The sequence below is a fragment of the Microbacterium sp. NPDC056057 genome (assembly GCF_042266945.1).
GTDB classification, from domain to species: Bacteria; Actinomycetota; Actinomycetes; order Actinomycetales; family Microbacteriaceae; genus Microbacterium; species Microbacterium trichothecenolyticum_C.
The window spans coordinates 29,202-44,404 of sequence record NZ_JBHJWS010000004.1; the positions used below are offsets into that span (position 1 = coordinate 29,202).

At 69.3% G+C, this 15,203-nt stretch carries 13 protein-coding genes and 1 tRNA gene; 7 read left to right on the forward strand and 7 right to left on the reverse strand.

The genetic code is table 11. From position 1 onward, the window contains the following. Positions 1–193 precede the first annotated feature (193 nt). The 3 genes from ACFC1K_RS16505 to ACFC1K_RS16515 all read left to right on the forward strand — a co-directional run bounded on the left by ACFC1K_RS16505 (position 194) and on the right by ACFC1K_RS16515 (position 4,498). Positions 194–1,708, forward strand: coding sequence for a malate:quinone oxidoreductase (locus ACFC1K_RS16505; protein ID WP_310292405.1), 1,515 nt, complete (start codon positions 194–196; stop codon positions 1,706–1,708). A gap of 53 nt (positions 1,709–1,761) precedes the next feature. Next, positions 1,762–3,789: a DUF2207 domain-containing protein gene (locus ACFC1K_RS16510; RefSeq protein ID WP_375872444.1), complete on the forward strand. Its 2,028-nt coding sequence runs from the start codon at positions 1,762–1,764 to the stop codon at positions 3,787–3,789. Between the two features lie 61 nt (positions 3,790–3,850). Next, positions 3,851–4,498 (forward strand): thymidine kinase, encoded by a 648-nt coding sequence (locus ACFC1K_RS16515; protein WP_310292408.1) that lies wholly within the window; start codon positions 3,851–3,853, stop codon positions 4,496–4,498. 7 nt (positions 4,499–4,505) lie between these two features. Here ACFC1K_RS16515 and ACFC1K_RS16520 read toward each other — a convergent pair whose 3' ends face one another. Then, positions 4,506–5,336, reverse strand: a complete 831-nt coding sequence (locus tag ACFC1K_RS16520; RefSeq protein ID WP_375872445.1) for a DUF1295 domain-containing protein — start codon at positions 5,334–5,336, stop codon at positions 4,506–4,508. Positions 5,337–5,473: 137 nt separating this feature from the next. Here ACFC1K_RS16520 and ACFC1K_RS16525 point away from each other — a divergent pair, with 137 nt between their 5' ends. Next, complete coding sequence (locus ACFC1K_RS16525; RefSeq protein ID WP_310292412.1) at positions 5,474–6,223, forward strand: FCD domain-containing protein; 750 nt, start codon at positions 5,474–5,476, stop codon at positions 6,221–6,223. An 18-nt stretch (positions 6,224–6,241) separates the two neighbouring features. Continuing rightward, positions 6,242–7,630 (forward strand): alpha-hydroxy-acid oxidizing protein, encoded by a 1,389-nt coding sequence (locus ACFC1K_RS16530; RefSeq protein ID WP_375872446.1) that lies wholly within the window; start codon positions 6,242–6,244, stop codon positions 7,628–7,630. Between the two features lie 146 nt (positions 7,631–7,776). Here ACFC1K_RS16530 and ACFC1K_RS16535 read toward each other — a convergent pair whose 3' ends face one another. The 6 genes from ACFC1K_RS16535 to ACFC1K_RS16560 all read right to left on the reverse strand — a co-directional run bounded on the left by ACFC1K_RS16535 (position 7,777) and on the right by ACFC1K_RS16560 (position 14,362). Continuing rightward, a complete protein-coding gene (locus ACFC1K_RS16535; RefSeq protein ID WP_375872447.1) occupies positions 7,777–8,553 on the reverse strand; it encodes an HAD-IIB family hydrolase in 777 nt (258 codons plus the stop codon). A gap of 51 nt (positions 8,554–8,604) precedes the next feature. After that, positions 8,605–8,681, reverse strand: a tRNA-Pro gene (locus ACFC1K_RS16540). A 19-nt stretch (positions 8,682–8,700) separates the two neighbouring features. Further along, a complete protein-coding gene (locus ACFC1K_RS16545; protein WP_375872448.1) occupies positions 8,701–10,251 on the reverse strand; it encodes a hypothetical protein in 1,551 nt (516 codons plus the stop codon). Beyond that, on the reverse strand, positions 10,248–10,502 hold the full coding sequence (locus tag ACFC1K_RS16550; RefSeq protein WP_375872449.1) for a hypothetical protein: 255 nt from the start codon (positions 10,500–10,502) through the stop codon (positions 10,248–10,250). The genes ACFC1K_RS16545 and ACFC1K_RS16550 overlap by 4 nt, the downstream gene beginning before the upstream one ends. A gap of 102 nt (positions 10,503–10,604) precedes the next feature. Beyond that, a complete protein-coding gene (locus tag ACFC1K_RS16555; protein WP_375872450.1) occupies positions 10,605–11,537 on the reverse strand; it encodes a metallophosphoesterase in 933 nt (310 codons plus the stop codon). Further along, positions 11,537–14,362, reverse strand: coding sequence for a transglycosylase domain-containing protein (locus tag ACFC1K_RS16560; protein WP_375872451.1), 2,826 nt, complete (start codon positions 14,360–14,362; stop codon positions 11,537–11,539). The genes ACFC1K_RS16555 and ACFC1K_RS16560 overlap by 1 nt, the downstream gene beginning before the upstream one ends. Positions 14,363–14,471: 109 nt before the next feature. Here ACFC1K_RS16560 and ACFC1K_RS16565 point away from each other — a divergent pair, with 109 nt between their 5' ends. After that, the gene (locus ACFC1K_RS16565; RefSeq protein WP_045298026.1) at positions 14,472–14,687 is read left to right on the forward strand and encodes a hypothetical protein; all 216 of its coding nucleotides are present in this window, start codon (positions 14,472–14,474) and stop codon (positions 14,685–14,687) included. Between the two features lie 2 nt (positions 14,688–14,689). Further along, a complete protein-coding gene (locus tag ACFC1K_RS16570; RefSeq protein ID WP_375872452.1) occupies positions 14,690–15,157 on the forward strand; it encodes a RidA family protein in 468 nt (155 codons plus the stop codon). The last annotated feature ends 46 nt before the right edge of the window (positions 15,158–15,203 follow it).

Here is a 15,203-nt window from a genome sequence, read left to right on the forward strand (position 1 = left end):
ACGACTCGAGAGCGGACGGTCCCCACGCCCCCTCCACGCGCCGCTGCCGCGTCGCGCGGAGCCTCCGGGCGCGTGGGCCCAGCTGCGACCCGCAGCATCCGTCCGCTTGTCGTTCCGGCAAGAACCGCAGGACTTTCGCCGTGAAGACCCGGTCCCGGTCGGGGGTGCTTTCACGCGGAACTAGAATCGTCTGGTGACCGCAACGCCCGCTGAGAACCACGCCGACACCAATCCCCACGTCGAGACCGTCGACGTGCTGCTGATCGGCGGCGGGATCATGAGCGCGACGCTCGGCACCCTCCTCCAGGAGCTGCAGCCCGACCTCAAGATCGCCGTGTTCGAGCGGCTGAGCGATGTCGCGCTGGAGAGCTCGAACGCGTGGAACAACGCCGGCACCGGCCACGCGGCCCTGTGCGAGCTGAACTACATGCCCGAGGGCAAGGACGGCTCGGTCGATCCCGCCAAGGCGATCTCGATCAACGAGCAGTTCCAGCAGAGCCGGCAGCTGTGGTCCTCGCTCGTCGAGGCCGGCGTGCTCGACGCTCCGTCGACCTTCATCAACTCCGCTCCGCACATGACCTTCGTGCGCGGCGAGAAGGACGTCGCGTACCTCAAGAAGCGCTACGAGGCCCTCAAGGACGAGCCGCTCTTCGCCGGCATCGAGTACAGCGAGGACTCCCGCGTCATCAACACGTGGGCGCCGCTGCTCATGCAGAAGCGCCTCAAGGGCGAGCCGTTCGCGGCGACGCGTGTGCCCGCCGGCACGGATGTCGACTTCGGCGCCCTGACCCGCCAGCTGGTCGACAGGCTCGCCGAGAACGGCGCCGACGTCCGCACCAACACCGAGGTGCGCAAGCTGAAGCGCCTCTCGGACGGCACGTGGAGCGTGAAGTACCGCCGCACCATCGGTCGCACGCCGGGCGAGATCCGCGCGAAGTTCGTCTTCGTCGGCGCGGGCGGCTGGGCACTGAAGCTGCTGCAGCGCTCCGGCATCCCCGAGATCTCGGGGTACGGAGTGTTCCCGATCGGCGGGCAGTTCCTCAAGACCTCGAACCCCGCGGTCGTGGCACAGCACAAGGCGAAGGTGTACTCACAGGCTTCGGTCGGCGCGCCGCCGATGTCGGTGCCGCATCTCGACACGCGCGTCGTCGACGGCGAGGCCTCGCTCCTGTTCGGCCCGTTCGCGACGTTCAGCCCGAAGTTCCTGAAGACCGGCTCCTGGTTCGACATCGTGGGCCAGGTCCGTCCCGGCAACCTTGGGCCGATGCTCAAGGTCGCGTGGGACAACCCCAGCCTCATCACGTACCTCGTCGGCGAACTGCTGAAGAACCACAAGAAGAAGGTCGACAGCCTGCGCACCTTCATGCCCACCGCGAAGGACGAGGACTGGGAGATCATCCAGGCCGGCCAGCGCGCACAGGTCATGAAGAAGGACCCCGAGAAGGGCGGCGTGCTGCAGTTCGGCACCGAGGTCGTGACCGGAGCCGACGGCACGATCGCCGGCCTCCTCGGCGCCTCCCCGGGTGCGTCGACCGCCGTCTCGATCATGCTGGGACTCTTGAAGACCTGCTTCCCCGACCGCATCGAGGAGTGGGAGCCGCGCCTGCGCGAGCTCATCCCGAGCTACGGCGACACGCTCAACGCGCGGCCCGCGGTCGCGCGCGAGTCGCTCGGCGAGACCGCCGAGACGCTGGCGCTCACCGCCTGATCCGCCGCGCGCCCTCCTGGGCGAGCGGGCCTGCGCGCCCCTAGGGTGGGTGCATGTCGGTGTCACGACGCGGGTGGCGTCGCTGGGGGATCGCCGCCGGGGTGCTCGTCGCGCTCGTCGTCTCGGGCGCGATCACGCTCGGTGTCGCGACGGCCTCCGCCACGCCCGCGGCGATCGCGGCGCGGGGGAGCGAACGCCCCGCTGTCCTGAATGCGGTGGCGGCAGCATCCGTCGACGATTTCACGTTCGATTCGTTCCGGGCCGATTATTGGCTCGTCCGCGGCACGGGCGAGCGCAGTCGCCTGCTCACCACCGAGACGATCGTGGCGCGCTTCCCGGACTTCGACCAGAACAAGGGCATGGTGCGGGCGCTGCCCGTCGTCGACAGCGGCATCGACCTCGGCACCGTGGTCTACACCGTGACCGGCGCCGACGGCGCGGCGATCCCGTGGTGGACCGAGCGTGACGGCGACTGGATCTACGTGCTCACCGGAGACGACTCGTACGTGCGCGGTGCGCAGACCTACGTCATCACGTACGAGATGAGCGACGTCGTGCTGCGCTACGAGGACACCGCGGCCGACGAGTTCTACTGGGACACCGTCGGCACCGACCACGCGCAGCCGTTCGACGTGGTGACCGCTGACGTGCATGTGGCGACGGATGCTGCGGCCGGCCTGATCGACGGGCGCGCGTTCTGCTACACCGGGCCTTACGGATCGACCGACCAGTGCGCGATCGAGCGCGCGGCGGAACCGGAGTCGCTGCCGGATGCCGTCCAGGCGTGGGCGCAGGCCGTCGGCGCGTCGGCGACGAGCGCGGTGGCGTTCAGCGCGGGGGACGAAGGTCTCGGCCCGTACGAGAACGTGACTGTGGCGCTCGGCTTCGAGCAGGGCACCTTCGCAGCCCCGAGCCCGCCGCCACCGCCCCCCTACCCGTGGTGGCTGTGGATCCTCCCCGGGCTCGCGCTGCTTTCGGGCATCGGCGGTCTGGTGTTCGTGCTCGTGGTGAAGGCCGCCGCGCGTCGGAACCCCGACCGGTCACCGGTGATCGTGCAGTACACGCCGCCCGACGACGAGTCTCTGACGCTGTCGGCCGGGGTGCTCGACGTCCCCGAGCGGGCGCTGGCAGCGAACGTGGTCGATCTCGCGGTGAAGGACGCGGTCGAGATCCGGGCGAGGGGCGACCGCGAGGACGCCGACGACTTCGAAGTGGTGTTGCGCGACAGCGCCGGTCTCGACAGTGACGAGCGGCGGATCGTCGACACGCTGTTCGGCCGCAAGGCCGAACCGGGCGCTGACATGGATCTCGGCGCGTTCGCCCGCAAGCCCCCGTCTCGCGCCGTCACCTACGTGCGGCGGATCGACGAGTTCACGGTTCAGCGCGGGTATCGCAGCAAGCTGCCGGACTGGATCACACTGCTGCGCGGCTTCCTCCAGCTGGCGGGGCTGCCGCTGGCGATGCTCCTCATCTTCTTCGCCGACGGCGCGTTCGTGGTGCTCGACCCCCTTGGACAGTGGGGGAACGTCATCTACTTCGCCGCGCTGGGCAGTGCCTTTTTCGCGTTCATCGGTCTGCCGTTCTTCTCGCTCCCGAAGTCGGTGCTCACGGTCGCGGGCGGCATGCACAAGACCTATCTCGAGGGGATCCGCGACTATCTGCAGCTCGCGGAGGAGGACCGGTTGCGCGCGGCGCAGTCGCCGCGGACCGCCGATCTCGTGTCGTCGGGGCGTCGTCCCTACGGCGATGCGCCGGGAGAGCCTGGCGCATCCGTCGTGAACCTCTACGAGCGTCTGCTGCCATACGCGGTGCTGTTCGGCATGGAGCGCGAGTGGGTGAACGTCATCCGCGCGGCCGGAGCCGTCGAGGTCGCCTCGCAGCTCGCGCTGTTCGACGCGGTGACATCGCGTTCGCTGTCCGACGCGTCCTCGTCGATCGGTCGGCTCGCGGCCACCCCGGTGTCGCGGCCGGGATCGTCGTCGAGCTCGTCCTCGAGCTCGAGCTGGTCGTTCTCGGGCGGATCATCCGGCGGCGGGTTCTCGGGCGGCGGAGGTGGCGGGGGAGGCTTCGGTGGCCGCTGACCCTCGCCCGGCCGGCTGAGGCGCGGCAGGCGCCGGGATCGCCACCGACTACGCTCGATCCGTGGCCAAGCTCTACTTCCGCTACGGGGCGATGAACTCCGGCAAGTCGACGTCGCTCCTGCAGGCCGCATACAACTACGAGGAGCGCGGGCAGCACGTGCTCCTCGCCAAGCCCGCCATCGACACCAAGGGTGCCGACCAGATCGACAGCCGCCTCGGCGTCAAGCGCACGGTCGACTTCCTGGTGCGGCCCCAGGACGACATCCGCGCCCTGTTCGCGGAGCACCGCGCGCGTGTCAAGGCCGAGGCGGCCGACACCCTCGTTCCGGAGTCCGAGGAGCACGAGGTCGATGTCGCGTGCCTGCTCATCGACGAGGCGCAGTTCCTCACCCGGGAGCAGGTCGACGATCTGCTCCGCATCGTCGTCTTCGACGGCGTGCCGGTGCTGGCGTACGGCATCCGCACCGACTTCCAAACCCAGGCGTTCCCGGGGTCCGCACGACTGCTCGAGCTCGCCCACAGCCTCGAAGAGCTGAAGACCATCTGCCGCTGCGGTCGCAAGGCGCTCTTCAACGCGCGCCTCGTCGGCGGTCGGTTCGTCTTCGACGGCGACCAGGTCGCGATCGACGAGCTCACCACAGACCGCATCACGTACGAGTCGCTGTGCGCCGAGGACTACCTGCGCGCTTCGGGCGGCCGCCTGGAGTAGCCCGGGCTCAGGCTGTCTCGGGTGCGCGTCCGCGCCGGCGGGGGAGCGGGATCAGCATCGATGTCGTCCGCTGGTACTCGCGGTAGGCCGGGTACTTCGACGTCGAGATCGATTCGGTGAACACCGTCGAGCCTATGAACAGCACGGTCAGCAGAGCGGCGCCGGCGATCGTCCAGTTCAGCCAGCTGCCGCCGTCCGCGACGAGGGCGACGGCGCCGAGCGCGTAGAACGCCCACCACTGCGCCTGCTCGAAGAAGAAGTTCGGGTGGCGGCTGTAGCCGAAGAGCCCGGTCGTGACGAAGCCGGGCTCGAGCGTGCCGCCCGCCGCCTTCTTGGACTGGTGGAACGCCCACTGCTGCTGATCCGCCACCGTCTCACCGACCAGGAACGCGGCGAACAGCACCGCGAACGCGGCATCCCATCCGGTGAAAGACACGGGATGCTGCCACGCGATGTACGCCGGAAGCGAGATGAGGACGAGCAGTGCGCTCTGAAAGAGCACGATGAAGAAGAAGTTGAACAGCTGGAACTGCCAGCGCGTCATGCGGCCACGCAGGATCGCCCACCGGTAGTCCTCCATTCCGGTGTAGCCGCCCTTGCGCGCGAAGTTGAAGGTGAGCCGCGCGCCCCACGCCGTGACCAGCAGTGCCATCACGACGAGGCGCGTCGCGTCGACGCCCGCGATCAGGGCGGCGGCGGCGAAGATCCAGACGTAGATCACGGGGACGATCGACCACAGCCGGTCGATCCAGGACGTCTCGTTCGTGACGAGCGAGGTGATCCAGCAGAACGCGGCAGCGACGCCCGCGACGATGAGGACGAGGAGGAGGGGGTCCATGGGGTCAGCGTAGTGGTCCGCGCGGACACGCGGAGTCACAACGGGTTGTCTGTGGTCCGACCACACGCTATCGTGGTCAGACCACACCGTGCCCTTCAATGAGGAGGGCGCCGGATCCGACATCGACGAGGAGATCCGTGGCAGGTATCCCGACTCCACCCGCGCTCGCGCCCGCACGCGCGTGGCGCGTCGTGCTCGAGAAGATCGAGACCGACCTGCTCGACGGCACCCTCAAGCCCGGTGATCGCCTCGCCCCCGAACGCGAGCTCGCCGCCACTCTCGGTGTGGGGCGCTCCAGCGTTCGCGAGGCGCTGCGCGTCCTCGAGGTGATGGGACTCATCCGCACCGGGACCGGGTCGGGGCCGACCTCCGGGGCCATCATCATCGCGACGCCGCAGGGCGGTATGTCGGCCCTGCTGCGGCTGCAGGTCGCCGCCCAGGGCTTCCCGTTCGACGACGTCGTCGCCACGCGGCTCGTGCTCGAATCTGCGGTCGTCGACGCGCTCGCCGCCGACCCGACGCGCTCGACCGCACAGGCGCGCGAGGTGCTCGTCGCGATGGACGCCGACGACCTCACCGCCCCCGAGTTCCTCGCGCTCGACGCCCAGCTGCACCTCGCCCTCGCCGAGGCCTCCGGCAACCTCGTCATCGCGGCGATGATGGCGGGCCTGCGCACGGCGATCGAATCGTACGTGCAGGCGGGTGCGGCGGGCATCGCGGAATGGGATGCCGCGGCCGACCGCCTGCGCCACGAGCACCACGCGATCCTCGACGCCGTCGACGCGGGTGACGCCGCGCTCGCCCGCACCCGCGTCCACGACCACATCGTCGGCTACTACGCAGCGGCGGGTCTCGCCCGCTCGACGGCCGCACGCACGCAGATCTGACCCATCGGAGAGGTATTCATGGTCACCCGGCAGTTCCCCAATCCCAAAGAGCTCCTCGAACTCATGCAGTTCAAGAAGCCCGAGCTCGACGGCAAGAAGCGCCGCCTCGAGTCCGCGCTCACGATCTACGACCTGCGCGACATCGCGAAGCGCCGCACCCCCAAGGCCGCCTTCGACTACACCGACGGTGCGGCCGAGGGCGAGCTCTCGCTGTCGCGGGCGCGGCAGGCGTTCGAGGACATCGAGTTCCACCCCGACGTGCTGCGCCCCGCCGAGAACGTCGACATGTCGACCGAGATCCTCGGCGGCCCGTCGGCCATGCCGTTCGGCATCGCGCCGACCGGCTTCACGCGCCTCATGCAGACCGAGGGCGAGATCGCCGGCGCGGGTGCGGCCGGTGCCGCCGGCATCCCGTTCACGCTGTCGACGCTCGGCACGACGTCGATCGAGGGCGTGAAGGCCGCGAACCCGAACGGGCGCAACTGGTTCCAGCTGTACGTCATGCGTGACCGCGAGATCTCGTACGGCCTGGCCCGCCGCGCGGCCGAGGCCGGCTTCGACACGCTGCAGTTCACGGTCGACACGCCGGTCGCGGGCGCGCGCCTGCGCGACAAGCGCAACGGCTTCTCGATCCCGCCGCAGCTGACGCTCGGCACCATCGTGAACGCGATCCCGCGCCCCTGGTGGTGGTACGACTTCCTCACCACTCCCAAGCTCGAGTTCGCGTCGCTCTCGACGACCGGCGGCACGGTCGGCGAGCTGCTCAACTCGGCCATGGACCCGACCATCAGCTACGACGACCTCGCGATCATCCGCGAGATCTGGCCGGGCAAGATCGTGATCAAGGGCGTGCAGAACGTCGCCGACTCGAAGCGCCTCATCGACGCCGGCGTCGACGGCATCATCCTGTCGAACCACGGCGGCCGTCAGCTCGACCGCGCGCCGATCCCGTTCCGCCTCCTGCCCGAGGTCGTCCGCGAGGTCGGCAAGGACGCCACGGTCATGGTCGACACCGGGATCATGAACGGCGCCGACATCGTCGCGTCGATCGCGCTCGGTGCGAAGTTCACGCTCATCGGCCGCGCGTACCTGTACGGCCTGATGGCCGGCGGACGACAGGGCGTTGACCGCACGATCGCGATCCTGCGCAGCGAGATCGAGCGCACCATGAAGCTCCTGGGCGTCTCGTCCATCGCGGAGCTCGAGCCGCGCCACGTCACGCAGCTGCAGCGACTCGTGCCGGTCACGGTGTCGGGCCCCGCGGCTGAGGCGGCCGTCGCCGCGGCGCCGCGTCCCCGCGCTGCACGTGCCACGACCGCGTCGAGCAGTGCGAAGGTGGATGCTGCAGCATCCCGTCCCGCGAAGGCCCCGGCGGCGAAGAGCACCGGGCCGCGCGCCAAAGCCTGACTCTCTGAAGGCTGCTCGCCTGTCACGATGTGCCGCTCACCGCGGCAGGTTGTGGCAGGCGAGCAGTCTTGTCAGCGGGGATCCTGCTCACCTGTCACGACGTGCCGGCACGAGCCGCCGGTTGTGACAGGCGAGCGGATGGCGCGTCAGACGCGGACGGGAAGCGTGGGGATCAGCTGCTCGAGGTACACCACGGTCTCTTCCCAGCCGTCGACCGCGTGGCAGCGCACGCCCATCGCGAGCACGGGGTAGTCGTTGCCGTCGGGGTCGAGGCGGTCGCCCACGAAGAGCATGTCGTCGAGGGAGATGCCGGTCTGCTCGGCGAGCTGACGCATGCCGTAGGCCTTGTCGATGCCCTGCTCGGTGATGTCGACCGAGGTCGAGCCGCCGGAGCGCACCTCGAGATCGGGCAGCAACGCCGCGACGGCGGCACGCAGGCTGTTCTTCTTCTCGCCGGTCGGATCCCATGCGGTCTTCGCAGGGACGGGGGCCTTCTGGCCGAGCGCCGAGAAGGTGATCTGAGACCCGCGGTCCTCGAGGATGTCGCCCCACGTCTCGGACTCCCAGAGCCCGAGGCGGCGAGCCTCGCCCTCGACGGCAGCGAGTGCGCGGGACTTCTGGTCGTCGGTGAGCGAGCGCTTGTACACCGTGACGACCTCGTCCTCGGTGAGGCGGTAGTACTGCGTGCCGCACGTGGGGAGCAGGTGCAGACGCGCCAGAGTGTCGGCGGAGGCGTCGGGAAGGCGGTCGACGACCTGCGTCGTGAACTGCAGGAGCTGTCCGCCGGAGATGATCGCCACCTCGACGCGCTCCGCCAGGGTGATCAGCAGTTCGCCGATGCGCGGGTCGATCTGGCTCTTCGAAGGAGCGAGTGTGTCGTCGAGATCGAAGGCGACGAGAAGGGGCGGGATGCTGCGAGCCATGGCGTCCGTCCTTTCATGCAAGAGGCTCCGCCTTCCGGCGGAGCCTCTCGGTGGTCGGGGTGACAGGATTTGAACCTGCGGCCTCTTCGTCCCGAACGAAGCGCGCTACCAAGCTGCGCCACACCCCGTTTTTGCAACCCTCCGAGTCTAACCGATCGTCAGGGGTGCTGCTGACCACGGCCGCCTCGAGCTGACGATCGCGACGCCGAGACTGAGAAGAGCGATGGCGATCGCGGCGGGCGCACGGAGGGAGGCGGCCTCCGTGCCGGTGGCCGCCAGTTCCGGCAGAGGCGCGTCTGCCGGGGCCGGAGGCGCTTCGGAGGCCGGACTGGGAGTGGGCGTCGGTACCGGTGGGGGCGGGGCGATCACCGCGACCTGCGAGGGCTCGCCGAACCGTTCGGTCCAGGCGAAGTCAGCGCCGATGTGGGCGACGACGGAGGGGATCTGGTCGGCCGCACGCAGGCTCCACACGGCGGTGTAGTACCCCGCGGTGGTCATCTCCCACGAGGAGCTGACCGTGTACGGGGCGGCCGGCCCTGTCGTGGAGTCGGTCGTGAACTGCAGCGTGCCGACGATGGCCTCGTCGCCCGGGACAGCCGACCCGGCGACGGGCTCGGTGTCGGTGCGGTAGACGATGGCGCTCGCGGTCACCGGCAGATAGGAACCGTCGTCGGCGCGCGGCCACGAGCCCTCGGTCGCGGTGAAGCTGACCTCGTCCACGTACGGACCGCGTGCTGCGTCCCGTGCGGCGACGCGCGTCGTGATGGCCGGCGCGAACGGAGGGATGCGCGGGACGGCGTCGGCCCCGGAAACCTCGAACTGAACGCGACCCACGGGTCCGGCGGTCTCCTGGCCGCCCGGCGTCGTGAAGTGCCGCACCGCGGCGGCGAGGCCGGCGTCGAAGCGACCTGTTCCGCTCACGGTGTAGGGACGACCTTCGGCCGGCGGCGCGGTGCGGATGGCGTACGTCGACCCCGATCCGGCGTTCTCGAGCATCGGCAAACCCGACTCCGCGAAGACCGCGTTCGTCAGGGTGATCGTGCCCGTTGCTGCCGCGGTCGTGTCGACCCGGACCGTGCCGCCGTGGTGGTCGGCAGCATCCGTCGTGAACACCAGGCTTCCGCTCGCGGTGGAAGGGCCGGCCGCAGCACGCGTGGCTTCGTCGTAGTACGCCACGGCACGCTCCTGGACGGCCCGGTCGTGCTGCGGGGAAAGCGCGGACATCGTCCAGTGGATGGCACCGGCGAGTGAGTCTCCACGGTAGCCGAAGGCATGCAGCGTCTCTTCGCGGTTCGCGATGGCCTTGACCGCCCACGCCACCGCGGCCGCCTGAACAGGGTCGGCGGTTTGTCCGTACGTCGTCACCAGGAGATTGATTCCGGCGAGCTGCTGCGGCGAGAGACCGGCGGCCGATCCGCTGATTCCGTGATCGGCGGTCCGGCCGGTCGGAGCGGGCGCTCCGGGGGTGATGCAGTACGTGTGCACGCCGTCGACCAGCATCGATCCGTGCCAGCCGTAGGCGGAGACCGGAGCCCAGGTGCCGAACCCGGTGCCGCGCTCGGCGGCGTCGGCGCGGGACGGCGCGACGAGGGTGATCGCGATCACGATCACGACGATGGCGAGGAACAGGGCGGACGCTCGCCGGCGGACAGGAAGCCGGATCGGCGCTGCCGCGTCGTCGGTCGCAGACCTGCTCATCCGGCGTCTCCGCTGACCGGCAGGAACGGTATGTGCCGACCGAAGCCACGAGTTCGTCGATCGTCGCTGTGATCGGCACCGTCCGTCGTGTCGGAGACGAAGGGAGCAGACCCCACCATGATGACCAGGGCGATCAGGAGCGCGAGCAGCCGCAGTCGCACGGGCAGCCCGATGCCGTGAGCGATCGTCGCGGCGACGAGCGTGTTCCGGAAGGGGGGATCAGCGGGTCGTGTGGAACGCGGAGCAGCCATGCATCGAGGATCGGCGCCTCGGGCAGGTGACGGCGGCCGCGGGCGCCGAATTGTGGACGGCCGATCCGCGAGCGCGGTTGGGGAGGAGCCTCCGGGACGCGGTTACGCGCGCGGAACGAGGGTGAGGAGCGAGGCCTCGGGCCGGCAGGCGAAGCGCACCGGAGCGTAGATCGAGTGGCCGAGCCCGGCACTCACGTTGAGCGGGGCCGAGTGGCCGTCGTGCTTCCACGCGCTGAGCCCGCGGGCCTGACGGAGCGGGATGTCGCAGTTGGCGACGAGCGCGCCGAAGCCGGGGACGCGAACCTGGCCGCCGTGCGTGTGGCCGCCGAAGATCATGTCCGCTCCGAGGTCGACGAAGTCGTCGAGGACCCGGCGATAGGGAGCGTGGGTCACACCGATCGAGAGGTCGGCGGGCTGCTCGGCGCGGAGCGCGGCGAGCGGCTCGGGAAGCGCCTCGAGGTGGTCCCAGTGACGATGGGCGTCGCTCACCCCGAACGCGGCGATGCGCAGACCGCCGGCATCCAGCGATCCGACCTTGTTGTTGAGGTCCAGCCAGCCGAGCTCACGGGTGAGGTAGTCGTCCAGCGCCTCGGTGTCGAGAGGCTCAGCGGTGTGCTTCACCTTCGACGGACCGGTGAAGTACCGGAACGGGTTGCGAGGAGAGGGGGCGGCGTGGTCGTTCGAGCCGTGCACGAAGACACCCGGCACGCCGCGCAGCGGGTCGTACGCGCGGCGAAGCCCGCGAAGGCCGTCGAAGTGCCCCATGTTGTCGCCGGTGTTGACGATCAGGTCGGGCTGGAGCTCCGCGAGCCCCGCGATCCATTCCTGCTTGCGGCGCTGCCAGGGCGCCATGTGCGCGTCCGAGACGTGCAGCACGCGGATGGGTGTGGCTCCTGCGGGGAGCACGGGGACCTCATGGAAGCGGACCGTGAAGAGGTAGCGCTCGATGCCGACGCCCCACACCGCGGCGCCCGCGCCGACCGCCCCCACCGTGCCGAGCACGGTGAGGGCGGTTCGCGTCGCTGAAGACGGCACTAGCCGTTGCCGCCGCCGCCGTTGCCGCCGCCGCGGCCGCCGCCCCCGCCGCCGCAGACCGCTGCGGCGTAGTCGACGGTGATCGAGGTGTTGCGGTTCACCACCGAACCCGCACCGGGGTTGGTCGCACCGGCCTTGGTCTGTGCGCCGAGGCTGGCGTCGGCCATGCATGTTCCGTCGCCCACATTGCCGAAGCCCGCGCTGCGCAGCGCCTTCTTCGCATCGTCGAGGGAGCGACCCGAGACGTCGGGCACGGCGATGCCCTCGCCGTTGCTCGGGTTGATCGTGACGGTGCTGCCGCCCGCGACCTTGCCGGCACCGGGGTTCTGTGCGCCGACGACGCCCGCCGGCTGATCGGAGTCGACAGCCCCGCCGACCTCGACGGTGAAGCCCGCGTCGGTCAGGGTCTGCGTCGCCTGGTCGACGGGCATGCCGACGACGTTCGGGAGGTCCGTGAGCTGGACCTTCGTGAGTTCGTTGTCGGGGGCAGCGAACTTGTCACCGCCGTAGATGTCGTTCGCCACGCCTTGAATGGCTCGCGTGATCGGGAAGCGGATCTGGTTCAGGCGGTTGCCGTTGTAGGAGGTCTTCGTGATGTCGCCGCCACCCTGGACGTTTCCGACCCACGTCGCCGTGGCCACCTTCGTGCTCGACTCGACCATCCACGTCGTGATCTCTTCGTGGGTACCCGTCTTGCCGATGAGCGGGGTGCCGTCGCCGGGGTTGCCGCCGGTGCCGGTGCCGCCGCTGTTCATGACGCCCTGCAGTGCGAAGGCCGCGGTCGCCGCGACGTTCGGCGCGATGACCTGGGTGCACGTGCGCGCGGGCTTCGCCAGCTCATTGCCGTCGGAGTCCGTCACCTTGTCGATCGCCTGCGGCTGGCAGTAGATGCCGTTGTTCGCGACGGTCGCGTACGCCTCGGCCATCGCCATCGGCGAGACGGAGTTCGTCCCGATGATGGAGTTGAGGTTGGTCATCGAGACCTCGTCGCCGTTCCCCTGGGTGACGCCCATACGCGTCGCGACGTTCTTGATGTCGCAGAGGTCGAGCTTCTCCGCCATGGCGAAGAATCCGGTGTTCAGCGAGTCCTTCGTGAAGCGCATGGGGGTGCCCATGTAGCCCCCGTTGCCGCCGAAGTTCTTGATGAGGGTGTTCGAGCCGTTCACCCAGTCGCCGTCGCACGAGTTCTTCATCCTCTTGAACACGTGCAGCGTTCCGTTCAGCGTCTCGTTGACCGAGTGGCCCTTCTCGAGCCAGTCGATCAGCGTGAAGAGCTTGAACGTCGAGCCCGCGGGGAACCCCGACGACGTGCCGAACTTCTTGTCGCCGGCGAACACCAGCGACGAGTAGTTCGGGTCGCTGGACAGCGACGCGTCCTCGCTGAACTTCGTGTTCTGTGCGATCGCGAGGACGCGGCCGGTCGTCGCCTCGATGCTCACCGAGGTCGCGCCGAAGCGGCCCGGTGACGGCGCAGTGCGGCCGATCGGCATGTCGGCCGATGTCGGCGCGTACTGGCTCATGGCCTGCTCCGCCGCCGTCTGCACGCGGGTGTCGAGCGTGGTGTACACGTTGAGTCCGCCACGCTGCAGCAGCGCCTGGCGCTCCTCGAGCGTCGCTCCGAAGGCCTCGTCGTTGAGGATGACGTCCTTCACGTACTGGCAGAAGTACGCGGCACCGCCGGCCGCCTGGCAGCCCGTGGTCGGCAGGACCACGTCGGGTGTGATCGGCCAGGCTGCGGCCTCCACATACTGCTCGCGCGTGATCTTGCCGTCGTCGAGCATGCGGCTCAGCACATAGAGCTGGCGTACCTTCGTCGAGGTGTAGCCGTCGGCTGCGGCGAGCTTCTGCTCCTCGGTGATCTCGCCCGACGCCACCAGCGCATCGAGCGCGCCGAGCTTGGCGCCTTCGTCGATGACGCCGTCCGGCGCCTTGTTGAACGTCGCCCCGTCGGAGCCGAAGATGGAGCCGCCCGGCTTGTCGATGCGGTAGTTGTTGGGGTTCTGCACCATGCCGGCGAGTGTCGCGGCCTGCGCGACGGTCAGGCTCGCGGCGTTGGTGTTGAAGTAGTGGCGTGCCGCGGCCTCGATACCGTACGTGATGCCGCCGAAGTTGGCGATGTTCATGTAGCCGAGCAGGATGTCGTTCTTCGAGTACTTCTGCTCGAGCGCGATGGCGTAGCGCATCTCCTGCAGCTTGCGGGTGTAGCCCTCCGAGCCCTCGGCCGTGGTGGCGTCGCTCCAGCACTTGCGCAGGACGTCGTCACGGCTCATCTTCTGGACAGCCACGCCGTTCTCGTCCTTGACGATCTCGCCCGCTTCGTCCGTCTCGTAGACGATTTCGGCGTTCTGCTCGCACTTCTGGATCAGCACGTTCTTGACGTACTGCTGGCTGACCGACGACCCGCCCTGGGTCTCGCCGCCACCCTGCGCGTTCGAGAGGAGTGCGCGCGCGGTGCCGATGAGGTCGATGCCGCCGTGCTGGTAGTAGCGCGGGTCCTCGGAGGACAGGAGCGCGTCGAACATCACGGGATTGATCTGGGCGAACTCGACCGGAGTGCGGTCCTGCTCGAGGAACTTCGTCAGCAGCACCGGTTCGCCCGTCTCGGGGTTCGTGGCGTAGAAGTTGCTCGGAAGCATGAGCTTGTCGATCTCGAGGACGCTCGGGAGATTGTCGAACATCGTGATCGCGCGCTCGGCCGCGGTGCTCGTGAGTGCGACCGCGGGGGTGACGGTCGCCGCAATGAGGACACCGGCTGCGGCACTGAGGCCGACGAGCCCGGCGAGTCCGCCGAGCACACCGGTGGCCGTGCGTTTGGTATCAGGCATAGGGTTGATCGTAAGGGAGATACCTGGGCGATCCATCAAGGACGCACAGCTGACCGGGGTGTTTCCCAGCCTTCACCAGCCGTCCCTTCCCCATACTCGAGGAGTCGCGATGACGACGTGGGAGTACCTCACCACGCCCCTTCTGATCCACAACACCGCCGCGATCCTCAACAACTGGGGCAAGCAGGGCTGGGAGCTCGTGCAGGTCGTGCAGGGTCCCGAGGGCGGTCTGGTCGCCTACTTCAAGCGTCCGTCCGGCGGTGGCCAGCAGAACGCGGGACTGGATGCTGCGGCCCAGGCCGCCAAGCAGTTCGAGGAGGCGTGAGCATGAGCGTGAGCGCCCGCCTCGCTGAACTCGGCATCGAACTCCCTGACGTCGTGCCGCCCGTTGCCGCCTATGTGCCCGCGAAGGCGCACGGCGACCTCGTCTACACCGCAGGCCAGCTGCCGATGGTCGCAGGCGCCCTGCCGGCGACCGGCAAGGTCGGCGAAGGTGATCGCCTCGTGTCCGTGTCCGACGCGAAGGGGTACGCGCGCCAGAGCGCCCTCAACGCGATCGCCGCCGCAGCGGCCGCCGTCGGCGGCGTGGACCGCCTCACGGGCGTCCTCAAGGTCACCGGGTTCGTGGCATCCGTTCCCGAGTTCACCGGCCAGCCCGGCGTCATCAACGGCGCGAGCGAACTACTCGGCGAGGTCTTCGGCGACGCCGGCAAGCACGCCCGTTCCGCCGTCGGCGTGCCGGTGCTGCCGCTGGACGCCCCCGTCGAGGTCGAGGTCGTCTTCTCGTTCGCCTGATCGGCGACACGGACCACAGACAGCAGAGAGCGGATGCTGCAGCCCC

Coding starts and splice junctions, on each gene's coding strand:
- ACFC1K_RS16570 (WP_375872452.1), top strand. CDS start 14,690: ATGAGCGTGAGCGCCCGCCTCGCTGAACTCGGCATCGAACTCCCTGAC.
- ACFC1K_RS16530 (WP_375872446.1), top strand. CDS start 6,242: ATGGTCACCCGGCAGTTCCCCAATCCCAAAGAGCTCCTCGAACTCATG.
- ACFC1K_RS16535 (WP_375872447.1), bottom strand. CDS start 8,553: ATGGCTCGCAGCATCCCGCCCCTTCTCGTCGCCTTCGATCTCGACGAC.
- ACFC1K_RS16545 (WP_375872448.1), bottom strand. CDS start 10,251: ATGAGCAGGTCTGCGACCGACGACGCGGCAGCGCCGATCCGGCTTCCT.
- ACFC1K_RS16520 (WP_375872445.1), bottom strand. CDS start 5,336: ATGGACCCCCTCCTCCTCGTCCTCATCGTCGCGGGCGTCGCTGCCGCG.
- ACFC1K_RS16550 (WP_375872449.1), bottom strand. CDS start 10,502: ATGGCTGCTCCGCGTTCCACACGACCCGCTGATCCCCCCTTCCGGAAC.
- ACFC1K_RS16560 (WP_375872451.1), bottom strand. CDS start 14,362: ATGCCTGATACCAAACGCACGGCCACCGGTGTGCTCGGCGGACTCGCC.
- ACFC1K_RS16565 (WP_045298026.1), top strand. CDS start 14,472: ATGACGACGTGGGAGTACCTCACCACGCCCCTTCTGATCCACAACACC.
- ACFC1K_RS16510 (WP_375872444.1), top strand. CDS start 1,762: ATGTCGGTGTCACGACGCGGGTGGCGTCGCTGGGGGATCGCCGCCGGG.